19 protein-coding genes are annotated in these 19,729 nt (G+C 65.3%); 8 read left to right on the top strand and 11 right to left on the bottom strand.

Annotation, left to right across the window (positions count from 1 at the left end; genetic code table 11):
• The first annotated feature begins 266 nt into the window (after nucleotides 1–266).
• Nucleotides 267–1,277 carry an alcohol dehydrogenase AdhP gene (gene adhP, locus AB7M33_RS19880; RefSeq protein WP_454243396.1) on the top strand — a complete coding sequence of 337 codons (1,011 nt, stop codon included), beginning with the start codon at nucleotides 267–269 and terminating at the stop codon, nucleotides 1,275–1,277.
• Between the two features lie 59 nt (nucleotides 1,278–1,336).
• On the opposite strand, the gene AB7M33_RS19885 is transcribed toward adhP, so the two are convergent.
• The 5 genes from AB7M33_RS19885 to AB7M33_RS19905 all read right to left on the bottom strand — a co-directional run bounded on the left by AB7M33_RS19885 (nucleotide 1,337) and on the right by AB7M33_RS19905 (nucleotide 7,383).
• On the bottom strand, nucleotides 1,337–2,851 hold the full coding sequence (locus tag AB7M33_RS19885) for a DHA2 family efflux MFS transporter permease subunit (RefSeq protein ID WP_454243397.1): 1,515 nt from the start codon (nucleotides 2,849–2,851) through the stop codon (nucleotides 1,337–1,339).
• The gene (locus AB7M33_RS19890; RefSeq protein ID WP_454243398.1) at nucleotides 2,841–3,998 is read right to left on the bottom strand and encodes an HlyD family secretion protein; all 1,158 of its coding nucleotides are present in this window, start codon (nucleotides 3,996–3,998) and stop codon (nucleotides 2,841–2,843) included. Before AB7M33_RS19890 ends, AB7M33_RS19885 begins: the two co-directional genes overlap by 11 nt.
• Nucleotides 3,995–5,485: an efflux transporter outer membrane subunit gene (locus AB7M33_RS19895; RefSeq protein ID WP_454243399.1), complete on the bottom strand. Its 1,491-nt coding sequence runs from the start codon at nucleotides 5,483–5,485 to the stop codon at nucleotides 3,995–3,997. Before AB7M33_RS19895 ends, AB7M33_RS19890 begins: the two co-directional genes overlap by 4 nt.
• Nucleotides 5,486–5,597: 112 nt before the next feature.
• Entirely contained in the window at nucleotides 5,598–6,329 is a 732-nt protein-coding gene (locus AB7M33_RS19900) for an AraC family transcriptional regulator (RefSeq protein ID WP_238211205.1), read from the bottom strand.
• A 124-nt stretch (nucleotides 6,330–6,453) separates the two neighbouring features.
• Nucleotides 6,454–7,383 (bottom strand): LysR family transcriptional regulator, encoded by a 930-nt coding sequence (locus AB7M33_RS19905; protein WP_454243400.1) that lies wholly within the window; start codon nucleotides 7,381–7,383, stop codon nucleotides 6,454–6,456.
• A gap of 95 nt (nucleotides 7,384–7,478) precedes the next feature.
• Between AB7M33_RS19905 and AB7M33_RS19910 the strand changes: the two genes are divergently transcribed.
• Together AB7M33_RS19910 and AB7M33_RS19915 are read left to right on the top strand one after the other, a co-directional pair.
• Entirely contained in the window at nucleotides 7,479–8,654 is a 1,176-nt protein-coding gene (locus AB7M33_RS19910; RefSeq protein WP_099428912.1) for an MFS transporter, read from the top strand.
• Between the two features lie 174 nt (nucleotides 8,655–8,828).
• Nucleotides 8,829–8,993, top strand: coding sequence for a hypothetical protein (locus AB7M33_RS19915; RefSeq protein WP_454243401.1), 165 nt, complete (start codon nucleotides 8,829–8,831; stop codon nucleotides 8,991–8,993).
• Nucleotides 8,994–9,108: 115 nt separating this feature from the next.
• On the opposite strand, the gene AB7M33_RS19920 is transcribed toward AB7M33_RS19915, so the two are convergent.
• Genes AB7M33_RS19920 through purU form a run of 6 tightly spaced genes read right to left on the bottom strand, consistent with a single transcriptional unit; the run spans nucleotide 9,109 to nucleotide 15,930 of the window.
• Nucleotides 9,109–9,711: a sarcosine oxidase subunit gamma gene (locus tag AB7M33_RS19920; RefSeq protein WP_454243402.1), complete on the bottom strand. Its 603-nt coding sequence runs from the start codon at nucleotides 9,709–9,711 to the stop codon at nucleotides 9,109–9,111.
• A gap of 3 nt (nucleotides 9,712–9,714) precedes the next feature.
• A complete protein-coding gene (locus AB7M33_RS19925; RefSeq protein ID WP_454243403.1) occupies nucleotides 9,715–12,618 on the bottom strand; it encodes a 2Fe-2S iron-sulfur cluster-binding protein in 2,904 nt (967 codons plus the stop codon).
• On the bottom strand, nucleotides 12,615–12,920 hold the full coding sequence (locus tag AB7M33_RS19930; RefSeq protein ID WP_265967842.1) for a sarcosine oxidase subunit delta: 306 nt from the start codon (nucleotides 12,918–12,920) through the stop codon (nucleotides 12,615–12,617). Before AB7M33_RS19930 ends, AB7M33_RS19925 begins: the two co-directional genes overlap by 4 nt.
• A gap of 12 nt (nucleotides 12,921–12,932) precedes the next feature.
• Nucleotides 12,933–14,174, bottom strand: coding sequence for an FAD-dependent oxidoreductase (locus AB7M33_RS19935; RefSeq protein ID WP_019099481.1), 1,242 nt, complete (start codon nucleotides 14,172–14,174; stop codon nucleotides 12,933–12,935).
• The gene (gene folD / locus AB7M33_RS19940) at nucleotides 14,156–15,067 is read right to left on the bottom strand and encodes a bifunctional methylenetetrahydrofolate dehydrogenase/methenyltetrahydrofolate cyclohydrolase FolD (RefSeq protein WP_454243404.1); all 912 of its coding nucleotides are present in this window, start codon (nucleotides 15,065–15,067) and stop codon (nucleotides 14,156–14,158) included. Before folD ends, AB7M33_RS19935 begins: the two co-directional genes overlap by 19 nt.
• Nucleotides 15,064–15,930, bottom strand: a complete 867-nt coding sequence (gene purU, locus AB7M33_RS19945; RefSeq protein WP_238211228.1) for a formyltetrahydrofolate deformylase — start codon at nucleotides 15,928–15,930, stop codon at nucleotides 15,064–15,066. Before purU ends, folD begins: the two co-directional genes overlap by 4 nt.
• Before the next feature lie 345 nt (nucleotides 15,931–16,275).
• Between purU and AB7M33_RS19950 the strand changes: the two genes are divergently transcribed.
• The 5 genes from AB7M33_RS19950 to AB7M33_RS19970 all read left to right on the top strand — a co-directional run bounded on the left by AB7M33_RS19950 (nucleotide 16,276) and on the right by AB7M33_RS19970 (nucleotide 19,702).
• Nucleotides 16,276–16,677, top strand: a complete 402-nt coding sequence (locus tag AB7M33_RS19950; protein ID WP_454243405.1) for a hypothetical protein — start codon at nucleotides 16,276–16,278, stop codon at nucleotides 16,675–16,677.
• 399 nt (nucleotides 16,678–17,076) lie between these two features.
• Entirely contained in the window at nucleotides 17,077–17,298 is a 222-nt protein-coding gene (locus AB7M33_RS19955) for an MbtH family protein (RefSeq protein ID WP_003256222.1), read from the top strand.
• Nucleotides 17,295–18,014, top strand: a complete 720-nt coding sequence (locus tag AB7M33_RS19960) for a thioesterase II family protein (RefSeq protein WP_099428917.1) — start codon at nucleotides 17,295–17,297, stop codon at nucleotides 18,012–18,014. Before AB7M33_RS19955 ends, AB7M33_RS19960 begins: the two co-directional genes overlap by 4 nt.
• A gap of 57 nt (nucleotides 18,015–18,071) precedes the next feature.
• Entirely contained in the window at nucleotides 18,072–18,623 is a 552-nt protein-coding gene (locus AB7M33_RS19965) for a hydrolase (protein ID WP_265967845.1), read from the top strand.
• A 26-nt stretch (nucleotides 18,624–18,649) separates the two neighbouring features.
• Entirely contained in the window at nucleotides 18,650–19,702 is a 1,053-nt protein-coding gene (locus AB7M33_RS19970; protein WP_454243406.1) for a DUF1615 domain-containing protein, read from the top strand.
• Nucleotides 19,703–19,729 lie beyond the last annotated feature (27 nt).

Genomic DNA, 19,729 nt, shown 5'->3' on the forward strand with positions numbered 1-19,729 from the left:
CCCTACCGGGCCGCTCTGCGGCCCATCGTCGCTGTTTACAGGCAAAGGTTAAGCTTTACCGGCCTTCATTGGGGCTGCTGCGCAGCCCATCGCTGGCAAGCCAGCGATGGGCCGCGCAGCGGACCCATTGGGCCTAACTGACTGGCATTAGGGTAAACCCGCTCCCCCGTTCAAAACCTGACCTGAAGCAACGCCTCTTCCTCCATCCGCCACTATGCTGATCCGGGCATTCTCTCAAGCTCACTCAGACAGACACGGAGGTGTTTATGAAAGCTGCTGTCGTTGCCAAAGGGCGTCGCGTGGACGTGGTGGAGAAAACACTGCGGCCGCTGGCGCACGGTGAAGCGTTGCTGAAGATGCAGTGCTGTGGCGTTTGCCATACCGACCTGCATGTCAAGAATGGCGATTTCGGCGACAAGACGGGTGTGATTCTGGGCCACGAAGGGATTGGCGTGGTCGTGGAAGTGGGGCCGGGTGTCACGTCGCTCAAGCCGGGTGACCGGGCCAGTGTGGCGTGGTTCTTCCAGGGCTGCGGGCACTGCGAATATTGCAACAGCGGCAACGAAACGCTGTGCCGTGAGGTGAAAAACTCTGGCTACACGGTCGACGGTGGCATGGCCGAGGCGTGCATCGTGGTGGCCGACTATGCGGTTAAAGTGCCGGATGGGCTGGATTCAGCGGCCGCCAGCAGCATCACCTGCGCCGGCGTGACCACCTACAAGGCGGTGAAATCATCGAATATCCGCCCTGGGCAATGGCTGGCCATCTACGGCCTTGGCGGCCTGGGCAACCTCGCCCTGCAGTACGCTAAAAACGTCTTCAACGCCCGGGTCATTGCCATCGACGTCAACGATGATCAACTGGCCTTCGCCCGCGAAATGGGCGCCGACCTGGTGGTCAACCCGCGCGACGAAGACGCCGCGAAAGTCATCCAGGCCAAGACCGGGGGCGCCCATGCTGCCATGGTCACGGCAGTGGCCAAGAGCGCGTTCAACTCTGCAGTGGATGCACTGCGCGCGGGCGGTCGCCTCGTCGCTGTGGGGCTACCGCCAGAAGCCATGAGCCTGGATATTCCACGCCTGGTACTCGACGGTATCGAGGTCGTCGGTTCGCTGGTCGGCACCCGCCAGGACCTGCACGAAGCCTTCGAGTTTGCTGCCCAAGGCAAGGTGGTGCCGAAGGTGACCCTGCGCCCGATCGAAGACATCAATGACATCTTCGAAGAGATGCAAGCGGGCAAGATCAAAGGCCGCATGGTGATCCACTTCGCCGATTGAAGGCTGCTGCCTGCCCAGGTGAAGCCGGCCCGCGTGTGCGGGCCGTTTTCAGGGTGGGTTCAAGCCGATCGCTGGGTCCGCAACAGTAACGCCGCCACCGCGCAGCCTATCAGCGCCAGGCACGCCAGGTAGAACGCATCGCTGTAAGCCATCAGGTAGGCCTCGCGCCGAATGGTCGCCGCCACCCCCTCCAGCGCCTGCTGCTGGGCCGGCAGCCAGCTCTGCACAGTTTGGCTTATACGCTCCTGAACGCTGGGCGCGAACACCGTGACATGCTCGTGAATGCGCTCGCTGTGGTAACGCTCGCGCGTGGCCACGATCTGCGTCAGCGCGGCAGTGCCGATGGCGCCCCCGAGGTTGCGCAGCATGGAAAACACCGCCGAAGCGGAGCCCGCTTCTCGCTTTTCCAACCCCGCCACCGCCAGTACCGACAGCGCCACCATGATGAACGGCTGGCCAATGCCGCGTACCACCGTGGATGGGATGATGACGTTGTCGGCGCTGTCGACTGTCAGGCTTGCACCCAGCCAGCAGCCGGCGGCCATGATCAGAAAACCGCTGGCCACCATGAACTTGGCGCTGGTCCAGGCCATCAGCCGTGGCATCAATGGCGCCAGCAGCAGTTGCACCACGCCATAGGCGATCAGCGCCACCCCCACGTCGCGGGCGCTGTAACCCTGCAGTTGGGAGAGGTAGTTGGGCACCAGGAACACCAGGCCAAAGGTAGCCCCGCCAAAGATGAACATGGCAACGCTGGCCACCCCGAAGTTGTACCGCCCCAGCAAGCGCAAGTTGATGAACGCGCGTTGGCCGTACAGCTGCGTGTAGACGAACACCGCCAGCGCCAGGCCGGCGATGATTGACATGCCGACGATGAATGTCGAACCGAACCAGTCCAGCCGGCCGCCTTCTTCCAGCACGATCTGCAGCCCGCCCAGGCCAACGACCATGGCCGTGATGCCCAGCCAGTCGCCACGGCGCAACAGGGTCAGTTGCATGGGTTTGGCCTCGATCGACCAGGCGATGGCGAGCAGCAAGGCGATACCGGGGAACAGCTGCAGGTAGAAGATCCAGCGCCACGAATAGACATCGGTCAACCAGCCGCCAATGGAAGGTCCGGCCGCCTGGGCCACGCTGTTGGCCAGGCTGAACAAGGCCATGCCCATGGCCATCTTGCTGGCGGGCAGTTCGGTGATGATCAGCTGGAAGGAGAGGGGGATCAGCACGGCGCCGGCAGCGCCCTGAATCACCCTGAGGGTGATCATCGCCTCAAGGTTGGGGGCCCACGAGCAGGCGATCGACGCCAGCAGGAAGATGAACGAACCCGTCCACATCACCCGGCGCATGGAAAACACTTCGACCAGCCAGGCCGTCAGCGGAATCATGACGATTTCCGCCACCAGGTAGGCGGTGGAAATCCACGAGCCTTCCTCGAAGCTCGCGCCCAGCGAGCCGCGGATCTCGGGCAGCGCCGCGCTGGTGACGTGCACGTTCATGCCAGCCATGAAGCAGCCGAGCAGGCCGCCGAATACGGCCACCCAGGCGCGTAACGGTACGCGTTGCTCATTGCTCATCGGCAGGCTCCACGGGGCGTGTGTCGACCGTGGTCACCACCGACATGCCGGGCAGTATCTGCAGGCCGTCTGCCGGCCGGTCGAGGACGATGCGCACCGGAAAACGCTGGACGATCTTGGTGAAGTTGCCAGTGGCGTTGTCCGATGGCAGCAGTGCGAAGACGTTACCGGACGCCGGCGAGAAGCTGGCCACGTGGCCTTGCACAGGCTGGCTGGAAAAGCTGTCGACACGGACCTGCACCGGTTGCCCTGGGCGCATGTGTGCCAGCTGGGTTTCCTTGTAGTTGGCAACCACGTAGGTCTGCTGCAACGGCACCACCGCCAGCAGCGGCTGCCCAGGCACCACGTACTGCCCGGCGCGCACACGGCGCTGGCCGACCACGCCGTCGATGGGCGCGCGCAGGACGGTGTCCTGTGCGTCCTGGTCGGCCAGCGCCTGCCGGGCCTGGGCACGGCTCAGGCCTGCTGCCCGTTGCTTGATCTCGGCATCGGCCGCCAGCGCCTGTGCCTTGGCCATCGCCAGCTGCGAGCGCTGTTCACGCAAATGTGCCTGCGCGCCTTGCAGCGCGGCAGCGGCTTGCACGGCGTTGGCGTGGGCGGCTTCCAGGCGCTGCACGGTGGCTGCGTCATCGCGCACCAAGCCACGGTAGCGCTGCATGTCCAGCTCGCTGCGCTGGCGCTCGGCGCTGGCACTGTGCACGGCCGCTTCAGCCTGGACGATGGCCTGCTGCTGCTGGTTGATGCGTTCGGCGGCCACTTGCTGGCGTGCCTGGGCGGCGGCCAACGCGGCGTGCGCTTCGGCCACGCCGGCAGTGGCCTGGTCGAGGCGGGCGCGGTAGTCGCGGTGCTGCAGGCGTACCAGCACATCGCCGGCTTTGACGGCCTGGTCGTCCTCTACTTCCACTTTGGCCACATAACCGGCCACGCGCGCGCTCAAGGCTACCCAGTCGGCACGCACGTAAGCGTCATCGGTTGTTTCCAGGTAGCGCCCCGTGGTCAACCAGTACCCGCTGAATGCCAGCGCTGCCAGCACCGTCAGGCCACCACCGGCGTACAGCGCCAGGCGGCGACGGGTAGGCCTGGGGGCGGTGGCAACTGCCTGGGCCTGGTCATCGGGCAGCGGGTTCTTGCTAACGGCAACATTCATGATTGGCTTCCAGTCTCGGGGGTGGAGCGGTGCACCTGGCTTGGGGCCGGTGCTGGTGACGACTGCCAGCGCCCGCCCAGGGCGCGGAACAGGTTGATCTGGGCACGCGCCAGGCGGCCTTGGGCCACGACGTGGCTGGCCCTGACCTGGATCAGGTCGCGCTCGCTGTCGAGCAACGCCAATGCATCAACGGTGCCTGCCTGATAGTTGCGTTGCGCGAGGGCAAAGCCACGCTCGCCTTGCGCCAGGGCCGCACCCAGGGCCAGTGCCCGTTGGCGCTCACCCTCAAGGCGCGCCAGTGCCTGGCGCACATCCTTGAGTGCCGCCAGCGCTACCCCGCGGTAATGGGCGACCTGCGCGTTTTGCAAGGCCTGGGCCTTGTTCACCCGTGCGCGGTTGGCTTTGATATTGGGGAATTCCCAGCTGATCAACGGCCCGATGGCAAACATCACCGCGCGGCTGTCACCCAGGTTGGCAAGGTGGTGGTCCGACGAGGTCAACGAGGCACCGAAGCTGACTTTCGGATACAGGTCGGCCTTGACGATATCGACTTCCAGGGCGGCAGCCTGCAGTTCGCGCTCGGCCTTGCGCATGTCGGGCCGGCGTTCGAGCAGGCGCCAGGCGTCGCCAGCGGGCAACGGCGCGGCGAGGGTCGGGATGCGCTGGCAGGTGTCAGTGTCGTCCGTGAGCGTTGTCGGGTCCTGGCCACTGAGCATGCTCAGTTCGTACAGCGCCATCTGCCGGCGTGCCTCCAGCATCGGCAGCTGCGCCCGCACCTGCTCGCGCAACCCCAGCAGGCGCACGCTATCGAGCTCCGTAGCGATCCCGGCCTGCCGCTGGCGGTCGCTGAGCTGCACACTGCGCTCCAAGGTGCTCAGGGACTGCCTGGCCGCGGCGATGCGGGCACTGTACACGCACTGGTCGATGTAGGCCCGGGTGGTCTGGCTGACCACGTGCAGCTGCACCAGGTCCAGGGCATCGCGGCTGGCCTCGGCCTGCACTCGCGCCCGCTCGATGGCGGCGCGCACCTGGCCCCAGACATCGACCTGGTAAGCCAGCTCGATGGCCGGGTTGAAGGCCCATTGCGAGGGCGCATGGCTGTCGGTCGCCTCGGCCAGGGTCTGGTCATCGGCGCTCTTGCCATAGCTCGCGCCCATGCCAATGGAGGTGGACGGCCAGCGCCGGGCATCGAACTCGCCAATGCCGGCGAGCATGGCCTGCACGTTGGCTTCGGCCTGCGCCAAGTCCTGGTTGTGCGCCAAGGCTTGCAGCACCCAGGCATTGAGCTGCGGGTCGTGGTACAGCGCCCACCAGCGCGCGGGCAGCGCCTGGTCGCTGACGCCGGCAGGCAGGTGCAGTGCAGGGGTTGCCTGGAATACAGTGGGGGGCACGGCGTTTGTGGGGTGCCCGGTGCAAGCCGTCAGCACGCCGAACAAGCCGAGGGCGGCGGCGCGCCCGGCAGGGCAGGAAAGGGATCGTATTGGCATCACGCAAAGTCGTATGAGGGGTCGTGAAGCCAGCTTATCGAGGGGCAGGGCGGCCCCGCTGCCGCAAGCGGGACAACCGTGCGCGCAACTGGGACAACCTCAGCCTCGGCGGTCAGTGCGTGGGCGCGGTGCCGGTGCCCAGCACGCTGATTTGCCAGGCGCTGGGGTTGTAGCCAAGGATGCGCTTGAACATTGCGGCGAATGCGCTGGCGCTTTGGTAGCCGTGCTCCAGCGCCACGTTCAGGATTGGCTTGCCATCGGCCAGGCACTGCTGGCTGAGGATCATGCGGGTGCGGGCCCGCCACTCGCCATACGACATCCCCACCTCACGCTGAAACAACCGCGCCAGGGTGCGGGCACTCATGTTCAACTGCGCGCCACACTGCTCCAGCGTCAGGTCCTGGGCCGGGTCTTCGAGAAACCCCTCGCACCAGGCGCGCAGCCGCGCATGCTGCGGTACCGGCACATAAGCGTCGATGCGCTCGGCCGTCTCCAGTTCACGCTGGATCAGTGCCCGAGCGTGCTCGCCCAGCGGCTCGTCGCGTTGCAACATCCGTGACCCCGCCAGGATCAACTCGCGCAGCAGGCCGGAGACCGCGATCACATGGCAGCGAGTCACGTGCGACCCCAGCAGCAAGGTGCGCATCGACACTTCGCCTTGCATGCGCACTTCGTGGCTCATGCCGGCAGGTATCCACAGCGCCTGCCCGCGCGGTATCACCCAGTTGCCGCCATCGCTGCACACGCGCATCACGCCGTTGGCGGCATACATCAGTTGATCTTCGGCATGGCAGTGGCTGGCAACCACTTCGCCGTGTCGGTAGTCCATTCCCAAAGCTTGCATGCCAATCTCCTCGGGCCGTGTGTGGCGAGCAGGGGTAACGATTGGATCCAATGCTATCGCAAGGCGTTCAGGCGGGGTTGCTAAGTGTTCGCGTGCAACGCAGAAATATGCGCATGAATTGCGCTCAGGGTGTGAATCGTGGCGGTTCGTGGCGGGTTGGCCAGCCCTGGTGATGCTGGACCAGGAAGTCCACGAACACCCGCACCCGTGCCGGCATCGCCGGGCCACCGACGAATACGGCGTGTATCGGCTCGCGGTCACCGGGGTTGTAGGCTTCCAGCACGGGCACCAGTTGCCCGTTGTTGAGGTCATCGGCCACTGTGAAGGTGCCGATGCGCGCGATACCGGCCCCCAGCCTGGCAAATTGGGCCAGTGCCTCGCCGCTGCTGCACTCCAGGTTACCGGTCACTTTCAGGGCAAAGGCGTGCCCGTCCCGGCGAAACGGCCAGTCGGCTTCAGCGCGGCGGAAGTTGAAGCGCAAACAGTTGTGGCGGGCCAGGTCTTCAGGTTCCACCGGGGTACCGCAGCGTTGCAGGTAGTCGGGCGAGGCGACGATCACTTGACCGGTGTCGCCAATGTAGCGGGCGCTCAGCGAGCTGTCCGGCAGGTGGCCGAAACGCAGCGCGACATCGGCCTGGCCGCCGGCGATGTCGACCACTTCGTCGCTTAAGGTAAGGTCGACCAGCACTTGCGGGTACAAGGCGCTGAACTGCGCCAGCAAAGGCACCACCGTCAGCCGCGCATGGCCCAGTGCGGCACTGACCCGCAGCCGGCCCCGCGGTACACCTTGGTCGGTGATGGCATCCTCGACCTCATCCAGGTCGGCCAGGATGCGCCGTGCGCCGCGCAGGTAGGCGTCGCCCTCTGGAGTCAGCGTGATGGCGCGCGTGGTGCGCAACAGCAGGCGAGTACCCAGGCGCTGTTCGGTACGCGCGATGATCCGGCTGACAGCCGACGGCGTCAGCCCCAGCGCACGTGCCGCCGCAGACAAGCTGCCTTCTTGCGCCACCTTGGCAAAAATCTCCATCTCTCCAGACCTTCCGGTGAAGTCCATTTGTGCCTCGTGCGCAAAGGTGGTTGGCAAAAATGCAGTCTAGTGTCCGCATGAAACGGATCGTAGCATTTCAGGCACAGATAAGGAGCCGTTTCATGCGCATCAATCCACCCCTCGTCGCACTCGCCATCGGTGCCTTTGGCATCGGCGTCACCGAGTTCGCCCCCATGGGCATGTTGCCCAGTATTGCCACCGACCTTGGCGTGTCGATCCCCGCAGCCGGGCTGCTGGTCAGTGCCTACGCCCTCGGCGTGCTGATCGGCGCCCCGCTGATGACCTTGGCCACCGGCAGGGTGCCACGGCGTTACCTGCTGATCGGGCTGATGGCCATTTTCACCCTGGGTAACCTGATGTCGGCCCTGGCGACTGACTACGCCAGCCTGATGGTTGCCCGCGTGGTGACCTCGCTCAACCATGGCGCGTTCTTTGGCATTGGCTCGATCGTCGCGGCCAGCGTGGTGCCGCCTGAAAAACGGGCAGGGGCCGTGGCGGCCATGTTTATGGGGCTGACGCTGGCGACCATCGGCGGTGTGCCGCTGGCCACCTGGTTTGGCGAATTGCTGGGGTGGCGTACGGCCTTCTGGGGCATTGCGGGCCTGGGGCTGATTGCGATGACGACGCTGTGGTACGCACTGCCTAATGTGCCGCTGCCGAAAAGCGACGGGGTGATGGCCGAGATCCGCGTGCTAGGCCGTGGCCCGGTACTGGCGGCGCTGGCACTGACCGTGGTGGGTTCCAGTGCGATGTTTACCGTCTTTACCTACATTGCGCCAATCCTGCACAGTGAAGCCCAGGCCTCCACACCGTTCATCACCGCCATGCTGGTGTTGTTCGGTATTGGCCTGACGCTGGGCAACGTGTGGGGTGGCAAGGCGGCGGACCGTTCGGTTGACCGCACGCTGATCGTCTCGTTGGCGGTGCTGATTGCCGTGTTGCTGGTGTTCCCGCTGTTGATGCCCTGGGCACTGCCTACCGCACTGGCGGTGCTGGTGTGGGGCGCTGCCAGTTTTGCCCTGGTACCGCCGCTGCAGATGCGCGTGATGGAGGCCGCCAAGGAGGCGCCCAACCTGGCGTCTGCGGTGAATATCGGGGCGTTCAACCTGGGCAATGCGATCGGTGCCGCGCTGGGTGGCGCGGTGATCAATGCAGGGCTGGGCTACCCGGCGATTTCCCTGGCGGGTGCGTTGATGGCGGGGTTGGGCCTGGTGATGGTGTTGCTGTTTGCCTGGCGCTCGCGGGCCGTCCAGGCCTCACCGCTGGCCACGCTTTAAGGGTGTAGGAGCAGCCTTGTGCTGCGAAGAGGCCGGTGGCAACACCGTGGATCTTCGCTGCGGGTACGGGCCTCTTCGCAGCACAAGGCTGCTCCTACCTCAATCGCGCCTGGCCTTGGTATTACGCAAGGTGTGCGGGCAAGGCGTTGCCGCTGGTGTGGGGCGCTGCCAGTGATGGAGGCCGCCAAGGAGGCGCCCAATCTAGGCAATGCGATCGGTGCCGCACTGGGTGGCGCGGCCCTGGCGGGTGCGTTGATGGCGTGGTTGGGCCTGGTGATGGTGTTGCTGTTTGCCTGGCGCTCGCGGGCCGTCCATGCCTCACCGCTGGCCACGCTTTAAGGGTGTAGGAGCAGCCTTGCGCTGCGAAGAGGCCGGTGGCAACACCGTGAATCTTCGCTGCGGGTACGGGCCTCTTCGCAGCACAAGGCTGCTCCTACCTCAATCGCGCCTGCCGCTAGTACGCAGCGTCCAGTGCAATCTCCACCCCTTCAAATTCCGCCATCGCATCCCGCATCGCTTCGCAAAAATACGCCCACGAAGCCCGGTCAAACAGCAGCTGCAAGGCCGGCACTGCTTCACGCCCGACATTCATCACGATCACATTGATCCGCGCCGCCGATGTCTGCGCCACGGCCCCGACCGGGAACGCCTGGGCACGCAGGTCAACCCCGCATAGCTTGGCCATCACCGCGCTGCAATGCTGCCCCGACAGCTGCAGCCAGGCGTGGCTGTCCTGGCGCGGCAGCAGGTAGTTGCGCTGTGCGTCCTGCACCCAGTCGGCCTCTTCGGCGGCAATCCGCGACCCTTGGTCGGCGAAACTGCCCAGCAGCAGGTATTCGGTGGCCGACAGCCGCGCCACCCAGCTACCGTCGTCCTGGCGCAGCGCCTGGTTGGGCTGTGGCGGCAAACGATAGCCGCGGGCGTGCAGGTAGGCCGCGCTGTCGGCGCCACGAAAACCCACCCGCGCCAGGTCGGTCAGGTCGGTCAGCGCGCAGGCCAGCAGTTGCTCGGCTTGTGGCTGGGGAGAGAAGCACTGTTCTGTCTTCAGGCTAGTCATGGCTCACAGCTCCTGGCGCAGGTTGTCGGGATCATGGAAGGGCAGTTGCACCACCTTGGCATTGACCATCACACCGCCCTCCACGCGGATCGGGATGTGCATGCCGGGGGTGGCCTGGTGGGCGCCGGCGTAAGCCAGGCCGATGATCTGCCCCAGGGTTTGCGAGTACTCGCACGAGGTGACGTTGCCGCTGATGTCCGGGCCGTCCAGCACCAGGTGGCCTTCCAGTGGCTGCGGGCTGCCCTTGGGCAGCGTGAACCCAACCAGCTTGCGCTTGAGTGGCTGCGCTTCGAGGATCTCGATCGAGCGCTTGCCGACGAAGAACGGTTTCTTGCGGCCGATCGCCCACTGCATGTCGATTTCGGCGGGGTGGGTCATGCCATCGGTGTCCTGGCTGATGATCACATGGCCTTTTTCCAGCCGCAGCAGGCGCTGGGTCTCGACACCGAACGGGCGAATGCCCAGCCCGGCGCCTGCTTGCATCAAGGCGTCCCACAGGCGTTCGGCATGGCGTGCCGGCACATGGATTTCATAGCCCAGCTCGCCGACGAAACCGACCCGCAGGATGCGCGCCGAAATGCCCGCCACCTTGCCCAGGCGCACGCCCAGGTAAGGGAAGGCCGCGGCCGACAGTTCCACGCCTTCGCACAGCGTGGCCAGCACCTGGCGCGACAAGGGGCCGGCCAGGTTGACGGCGGCCAGGGCGGCGGTGACGTTGGTGATGTCGACGTCCAGGCGCCACTGCGCGTTCCACTTGAGCATCTGCTGGTAGATACGGTCGACGCCACTGGTGGTGGCGCTGACATAGAAGTGCTGCTCGGCCAGCCGTGCGCAGACGCCGTCATCGATCACCACGCCGTGCTCGTTGGTCATCAGTGCATAGCGGGTGCGGCCGATCGCCAGTTTGGCGAAGCCGAAGGTGTACAGGCGCTCGAGCAGCTCTGCCGCGTCCGGGCCGCGCACGTCGAGGCCGCCGAGGGTGGAGACGTCGATCAGCCCGACCTTCTCGCGCACATGCCGCGCTTCTTCCTGCATGCAGCGTTCGCGGTCCTCGGGCTTGCCGTAGTAGGCCGGGCGCTGCCAGATGCCAGCAGGCATCATTTTCGCGCCTGCTTGCAGGTGGCGGCGGTGCATCGGTGTCTGCCGGTACGGGTCGAAAGCGCGGCCGGCGACATGCGCCAGCTTTTCCGCCTGGAACGGGGGGCGCGCCGTGGTCACGCCGGTTTCGCTGATGCTGCGGCCGGTCGCCAGCGCTACGAGCCGAGCCGTCGGCAAGGCCGAGTGACGCCCCTGCGATGGGCCCATGCCGACCGTGGAAAAGCGCTTGACCAGTTGCACGTCGCGGTAGCCGCTGCGGGTGGCGTTGACGATATCGCGCACCTGCAAGTCTTCGTCGAAGTCGACGAAATCCTTGCCCTTGGGGTGCGGGAAGATCGGCCACGGATGATTGACCTTGGCCTCAGCAACGAAGCTTGCCTGCGCAGGGGCCTCCAGGCCAAGCGCCGCCAGGGCCTCGCTAGCTGCGCGGGTGGCGTCCGTGAGCACATTGCTCAGCACATGCCGGCCGTTCACCGAGCCTGCGATATCCAGCCCCGCCGGTAGGTTGCTGATGGCGAACTCGTCGCGGTTGACGTCATAGGCCAGCTTGCCGCCAGCCTGGCACAGCAGTTGGTACACCGGCATGTAGCCGGCCGACATGCACAGCAGGTCGCAAGCCAGGCGCAGGCCATGGTCGCCGACCTTGCCCTGGCCGGTGATCGGGCGGATATCGACGCCAGTCACATGGCGCATGCCCTTGTCGTGCAGGGCTTCATAGACGGTGCTGCCCAGATGAATGGGGATATCGCGCCGTTTCAATTCTGCAGCCAGCGCGGCATCGGCGGGCGCGGCGCGCATGTCCACCAGGGCGGCAATGGCCACACCTTGCTCCTGCAGGTCGAGCGCAGCCAGGTAGCCGTCATCGTGGCCGGTGAGGATCACCGCCCGTTGCCCCGGCTTGACCGCGTACAGCTTCATCAGCCGTTGCGCGGCGCTGGTCAGCATCACCCCGGGCAAGTCGTTGTTGCGAAACACCACCGGCTGGTCGAATGAACCCGCCGCCACCAGGCAGCGCGTGGCGCGTACCTTATACAGGCGCTTGTGCTGAATCACCGGCAGGTAGTTGTCGGTGAACCAGCCGTTGCAGGTGGCCTCGAGCAGCACGTGGATATTCGGGTGGCCCTCGACAGCCGCCAGCAGCTCCTGGCGCAGGCTGGCCGCGCGGGTGCCGGCGATGTCGAAGCGGGCGTAGGTCAGCGAGCCTCCCAGCACCGGTTGCTGCTCGATCAGCAGCACCTTGGCCCCGGCGTTGGCCGCGTCCAGCGCCGCGCGCAAGCCGGCAGGGCCACCGCCGATCACCGCCACATCGACGAACAGATAGGCCTTGTCGTAGTACTGCGGCTTGAAGCCGAGGTCCAGCACGCCGAGGCCGGCCTTCTTGCGAATCAGCGGCTCCCAGACCTTCCACATGCCCTTGGGCTTGTAGAACGAGCGGTAATAGAAGCCTACCGGCATGAACCGCGAAAACGTGCCCAGGTAGGCGTCACGGTCGTGTTCCAGGCTGCCGTTGAAGTTCTGCCCCTCGACCACCTGCCCATCACGCGCCGCCTCCATGTCGGCCAGCACGTTGGGTTCGTCGGGCAGTTGCACCAAGGTGTTGGCATCCTGCCCGGCCAGGCTCAGCGGGCCTCGCGGGCGGTGGTACTTGAACGAACGCGACAGCAACCAGCGGCCGTTGCCGAGCAGGGCACTGGCGATGCTGTCGCCGGCAAAGCCCTGGCAGGCCTGGCCATCGAAGTTGAAACGCAGGGGCCGCTCGCGGTCGATCAGCAGGCCCATGGGCGCGGGGAGGCGAGTGTGGCTGTTCATCCGGCGATCTCCGGGGTGGCGGCGGGGGTGAAGTCGACGCGGCGGTCGAACAGTTCTTTTGGATCGAAGGTGCGCAGCACCTGGTCGCTGACGGTGTGGCGCTCGGCCAGGAACCAGTAGCTGGAGGCGTTGTGCAGCCACCACTCGATGACTACACCGGCGTGGTTGTCGCTGTTGAATACGTAGTCGGCCCATTCGGCATCGCTGCAGGCGGCCGGGTCGGGCATGTGCTTGAACTCGCCGCCGTAGGTGAATTCGCTGATGTTGCGCGGGCCGTTCAAGGGGCAGGTCAGGATCTTCATCGTGCGTTCCTTTTAGTGGCTGGCGGCGGTCGCGCCCATTTCGTTGACTTGCTGGAAGCGGCTGAAGCGCTCCAGGGCGAAGGGCGCGATCATCTCTGGCACCTTGCCGCCACTGGCGACCAGCTCGGCCATGGTTTTGCCGCAAATCGGCGTGGCCTTGAAACCCCAGGTACCCCAGCCGGCGTCCAGGTAGTAGTTGTCGACCGGCGACAGGCCCATGATCGGGCTGTAGTCCGGCGTCATGTCGGTCATCCCGGCCCATTGGCGCATCAGCTTGGCGTTGGCCATGAACGGGAACATCTCGATGGCGTGGGCCAGCAGGCTTTCCTTCAAATCGAGGGTGGAGCGGGTGTTGTACAGCGGGTACGGGTCGGACCCGCCGCCGAAGACGATCTCGCCACGGCTGGTCTGCTGCACGTAGCAGTGCAGCGCCGACGAGCTGACCAGCGGATCGAGAAATGGCTTGAACGGCTGGGTGACCATGGCCTGCAGCGGGTAGGTATGGATCGGCGCACGGATGCCGGCCTTGGCCATCAACAGCGAACTGGCCCCGGCCACGGCCTGCACCACGCAGCCGCACTGCACCGTGCCACGGTTGGTCTTCACCGCTTCGATGCGGCCATTGCGAATCAGCAGGTCCTGCACCTCGGTCAGTTGATGAATCTCGACCCCGCGCTTGGCGGCCTGCTTGGCGTAGCCCCAGGCCACCGCGTCGTGGCGTGCGGTGGCGCCGTCGATGTGCCACAGCCCGGCCAGCACCGGCAGGTGGCCGGGGTCGAGGTTCAGGCTCGGCACCAGTTCGCGGATCTGCTGGCGGTCGATCATCTCGGTGCGCCCGCCAAAGTGCTTGTTGACCTCGGCACGCTGGCGGAAGGCGCGCACGGTGGCGTCGGTGTGCGCCAGGGTCAGCTGGCCGCGCTCGGAGTACATGATGTTGAAGTCGAACTCGTTGGACAGGTTCTGGAACATCCGCACCGATTCTGCGTAAAAGCGCACGCCTTCACTGGTGAGGTAGTTGGAGCGAATCACCGCCGTGTTGCGTGCGGTATTACCGCCACCCAGGTAGGCCTTTTCCAGCACCGCGACGTTGGTGATGCCGTGGTACTTGGCCAGGTAGTAGGCGATGGCCAGGCCGTGGCCGCCGCCGCCGATGATCACTACGTCGTAGCGCGGTTTGAGTTCGCAGGGTGGCGGCAGGTCGACCTCCACCGGGTAGTCGGCGCTCAGGCCGTATTTCAGCAGGGCGAAAGGCATGCGGTGCGCTCCTGGTGGGCGGCCTGTTGTTGCAGGTCGAGGGCGAGCAGGGTGTTTTTCATCAGGTAGGCGATGGTCATCGGGCCGACGCCACCGGGCACTGGGGTGATGCCGGCGACCTGGGGCAGGGCAGCGGCGAAATCGACATCGCCGACCAGGCGGCTGCGGCCGTCTTCATCGATGCGGTTGATGCCGACGTCGATCACCACTGCGCCGGGCTTGAGCCAGTCGGCGCCGATCAGGCGCGGCTTGCCCACCGCAGCAACCAGGATGTCGGCCTGGCGGCACATCGCCGGCAGGTCGTGGCTGCGCGAGTGCACCACGGTCACCGTGCAGTCGGCTTGCAGCAGCAGGGCGGCCATGGGTTTGCCGACAATGTTCGAACGCCCCACCACCACCGCATGCTTGCCGCGCAACTCACCGCAAGCATCGCGCAACAGGCGCATGCAGCCACTGGGGGTGCAGGGGGTGAGCACGTCGCGGCCCTGGGCCAGGCCGCCGACGTTCTCGCTGTGGAAGCCGTCCACGTCCTTGAGCGGGCTGATGGCTTGCAGCACGCGGTGCGCGTCGATGTGTGCCGGCAAGGGCAGTTGCACGAGGATGCCGTTGACCGCGTTGTCACGGTTGAGCCGGTCGATCAGGGTCAGCAGGTGGGCTTGAGACGTGTCTGCCGGCAGGCGATGTTCCAGGGAGCGGATGCCCACTTCCTCGGCGCGCAGCACCTTGTTGCGTACATACACCTGGCTGGCGGCGTCGGCGCCTACCAGCACCACGGCCAAGCCTGGTTGCACACCGCCCTGGCGCAGGGTGTGCACCTGCTCACGGACCTCGGCCAGCACCCGCGCCGCCGTTGCCTTGCCGTCGATCAGCTTGACGCTGGGGAGGGCGTTCATTTGAAGATCACCGTGCGGTCGTGGTTGAGGAACACCCGGTGTTCCAGGTGGTACTTCACCGCACGCGACAGGGCGATGGTCTCGGTGTCACGGCCTATGGCTACCAGGTTGTCGGGGGCGTAGGCGTGGTCCACGCGCTGCACTTCCTGCTCGATGATCGGCCCTTCGTCGAGGTCGCTGGTGACGTAGTGTGCGGTGGCGCCGATCAGCTTGACCCCGCGTTGGTAAGCCTGGTGGTAAGGCTTGGCCCCTTTGAAACCGGGCAGGAACGAATGGTGAATATTGATCGCCCGGCCCGACAGTTGCCGGCACAGGTCGTCGGAGAGGATCTGCATGTAGCGCGCCAGCACCACCAGCTCGGTGCCGGTGTCCTCGACGATGCGCATCAGTGCGGCCTCCTGCTCGGCCTTGGTTTCTTTGCTTACCGGCAGGTAGACGAAACGGATGCCCTGGCGTTCGGCCATGGGGCGCAGGTCCAGGTGGTTGGAAACCACGGCAGTGATGTGCATGTCCAGTTCGCCCTTGGCGTGGCGGTAGAGCAGGTCGGACAGGCAGTGGTCGAACTTGCTGACCATCAGCAACACACGCATTGGCCGGGCGCTGCTGTGCAGGCTCCATTGCATGTCGAAGCGCTGGGCGACGTCGGCAAAGCCCGCTTCCAGTTGCGGCGTGTCACCGCTGACACCGGTGTTGTAGCGGAACACGGCGCGCATGAAGAAGCGGCCATTGTCCTCGTCGTCGAACTGCGCCATCTCGCTGATGTAGCAACCTTGCTCGGCCAGGTAGGTGGTCACCGCGGCGACGATGCCGGACACGGCCGGGCAACTGACGCGCAGGATGAAATGATCGGGAGCGGGATGCATGTCGGGGCCTCGTGGTGGAGTGGGGCAGGTCGGGCACAAGGGCAAAGGGGTTCGCGGGATGGCGAAGAGTGTTTCTTCGTAGGAATATAAATTTCCTTTAGGCGATTTATAGGCGAAGTGATGGGTTCAGGTCTAGCGCTTTGTGAAATTTTTTTGCCTGGCAGGAAATAAATTGGATTTTGAGGCACTGGGGCTGCTGTGCAGCCCATCGCCGGCAAGCCGGCTCCCACAAGAACCGCGCATTCTCGTGGGAGCTGGCTTGCCGGCGATGGGGCGCGCAGCGGCCCTTTTGGCCCTAACAGGTTCGAATTGGGGCTTGATGGCGAAGAAGGCTATGCTTGCCCCATGAGCACACCACCCAACCTTCGCCAACCGTGCCCCCCTGGCGCCTGTAACTGCGGCCGCGAGCACATGGCCGAGCAGCCGTCAGCGGCGCAGCGCATCCTCCTGCTCACGCGGCAGGAGGAGAAGCGCCTGCTCGAGCGATTGGAGAACCTCAAGGACCTGGAAGACCTGCAGCGTCTGCAACAGCGAATGTATGAAAACCTTGGCATCCGCGTGCACATTGCCCCGGGGTTCAATGAGGTGCGGACCATGCGCGGGATCGTCATCGAGCTGGATGAACAACCGGGGCTTTGCCGCAAGACCCGGCAGTTGATACCGGCGGCGATTCGGCGGGGGTTGGAGCGTAATCCGCAGGTGGCTTATCGGCTGTTGGATGACCATGACTTGCTGCGGGGGGCGTGAGGGGATGGGTTACAGGGCATGTCTTTATTGCTTTGGCGCCTGTGAGATCGAGCGCCGCCCGCGCGGCGCATCGCGAGCAACGCTCGCTCCTACGTTTGTTTTTGGCCAATAACGCCTGTGACAGGCGCGCGCGACCGCCTTGTTTGTTCGACGCGATATCGCGTCATGCGCCAAGGCGGTCGCGCGCGTTTGCCCCAGGAATAACTGGCCCGAAACAAACGTAGGAGCGAGCGTTGCTCGCGATGCGCCGCGCGGGCGGCGCTCGATCTCCCAGGCGCAGCAAAAACAACGCCATGCCCCTTTCAATCACCCCCTAATTTTCCCGCACCGCCTTACGTCTACTTGAGAACCGTCCTACGCCAAGCGCGTACCGGCACCTATCACTCAAGGAGACAGGCAATGACTTCCGTATTCGACCGCGACGATATCCAGTTCCAGGTAGTGGTCAACCACGAAGAGCAGTACTCGATCTGGCCCGACTACAAGGCAATCCCCAATGGCTGGCGAGCAGTAGGCAAGAGCGGCCTGAAGAAAGACTGCCTGGCCTACATCGACGAGGTCTGGACCGACATGCGCCCGCTGAGCCTGCGCCAGAAGATGGCCGAAGCCGCAGCGCAGTGACCTCACTGAACCTGCTGTGCCTGCCGTATTCCGGGGCCAGCGCCATGGTTTACAGCCGCTGGCGGCGCAAGCTGCCGGCCTGGCTGCAGGTGCGGCCGGTGGAACTGCCTGGGCGCGGTGCGCGCATGGGCGAACCGCTGCAGACCGACATGCAGGCGCTCGCCCGGCAATTGGCGGCCGAGCAACGCCTGGCCGCCAGCGCGCCGTATGCCTTGCTCGGTCATAGCCTGGGCGCGCTGCTGGCCTTCGAGCTGGCCCATGAGCTACAGGCGCTGGGGTGTGCGCCGCCGTTGGCGTTGTTCGCCTGCGGCACCGCCGCCCCCACCCGGCGCGAAGACTACGATGGTAAGAATTGGCGCGACCCAAAGCGCGACGATGAGCTGATCAGCGAATTGCGCGAACTCAACGGTACGCCAGAGGAAGTGCTGGGCAATGCCGAGTTGATGAGCCTGACCTTGCCGATCCTGCGCGCCGACTTTTTGCTGTGCGGCCGCTATGCCTATCGTCAGCGGCCAGCGTTGCAATGCCCGCTGCACGTGCTGGGCGGCGAAGACGACCGGGCCAGCGAGGAGCAACTGCTGGCCTGGCGCAAGGAAACCCTGGGCGACTTTTCGTTGGAAATATTCCCCGGCAGCCACTTCTTCATCCACGAACACGAAGACCGTGTGCTCGGCGTGCTGGCCGCGTCGCTTGAGCCACATCGGCTTTCGGCCTGATTGACGTCACCGCTTGCCTGGGGGAGGCTAGGCCTTTTCCCAGGCAAGGGGCAGACAATGCTGATCGATCCACACAAGGCCACGCTGCTGGTCGTCGACATCCAGGAAAAACTCATCGGCGCCATGAGCGACCCCGAAGGCACTCGGGCGCGAGCGCGCTGGTTGCTGGCGGCGACTGCGGAGCTGGAACTGCCGACGGTCATTTCCGAACAGTACCCCAAAGGGCTTGGCCCTACCGTGGCGGAACTGACCGCTGCAGCGCCTGCTGCCCAGGTAGTGGAAAAAAGCCATTTCTCCTGTGTGGCCGCCGAGTGCTTGCCGGCCAGTTTGATGGCACGTGAGCAGGTGATCGTCTGCGGTATGGAGACCCACGTCTGTGTGCTGCAAACCGTGCTCGGCCTGCTGGCGTTGGGTAAGCAGGTGTTCGTGGTCGAGGATGCCTGTGACAGCCGCACCGCAGCCAGCAAGGCCGCGGGCCTGGCGCGCATGCGCGCAGCCGGGGCGCACATCGTCACCCGTGAGATGGTGCTGTTCGAACTGATGGGCAGTGCCAGCCACCCGCAGTTCCGCCATATCAGCAAGACCTACCTGGTCGGTGAGCAGCCCTGAACGCGCGGTTACTGGCGACGGCCCTGATGGCCCTGGCGCTGCTGCAAGGCTGCGCGGGGCGTCGTGAAGAAGAGCCTGAAGCGGACCCTGCCAAGGTGCGCGCCCAACTGATGCGCTTATTACCCGCGCAAGCCAAAGACCGTGCAGGCTGGGCCAAGGACATTCAACAGGCCTTCGAAGCCCAGCGCATTGCGCCTAGCAAAAGCAACCTGTGCGCGGTACTGGCGGTGACCGAGCAGGAGTCGACCTTCAACGCCGACCCACAGGTGCCCAACCTCGGGCGCATCGCCCGCGACGAAATCGACCGCCGCGCCGCGCGCCTGCACATTCCCCGCCTGCTGGTGGATGGCGCGCTAAAGACGCCTTCCGGCAACGGCCAGAGCTACCAGCAGCGGCTGCTGGCCGTGCGCAGCGAGAAGCAACTGAGTGCGCTGTACGACGAAGTCATCGCCCGCCTGCCACTGGGTAAGACCTTGCTGGGCGGGCTCAACCCGGTGCACACCGGCGGGCCGATGCAGGTCAGCATCGACTTCGCCGAAAAGCACGCCAAGGACTACCCCTACAGCTATGACGGCACGATCCGCCAGGAAGTGTTCAGCCGCCGTGGCGGCCTGTATTTCGGCATTGCTCACCTGCTAGGCTACCCGGCGCATTACGATCGCCAGCTGTACCGCTTCGCTGATTTCAATGCAGGCTGGTACGCCAGCCGCAATGCGGCGTTCCAGGCGGCGCTGAGCAAGGTGACGGGCACCAGCCTGGCGCTGGATGGCGACCTGATTGCCCCGGGCGCGATCATGCCCGGTACCACCGAGCTGGCGGCGCGCAAATTGGGGGTGAAGCTCGGTTTGCGCAACCCACAGATTCGCAGCCAGCTGGAGTCGGGTGACAGCCTGGCCTTTGAAGACAGCAAGCTGTACAGCGGTGTGTTCGAGCTGGCGGATGCGGCGGCAGGCAAACCGGTGGCGCGTGCGATCTTGCCGGGGATCGAGCTGAAGAGCCCGAAGATTACCCGCAAGCTCACCACCGCGTGGTTTGCGGGCAGGGTGGATGAGCGATATCAGCGGTGCATGAAGCGCTGAATGTCGATGGCCTGTACAGGCCTCTTC

The organism is Pseudomonas sp. Y3 TE3536, from assembly GCF_053629175.1.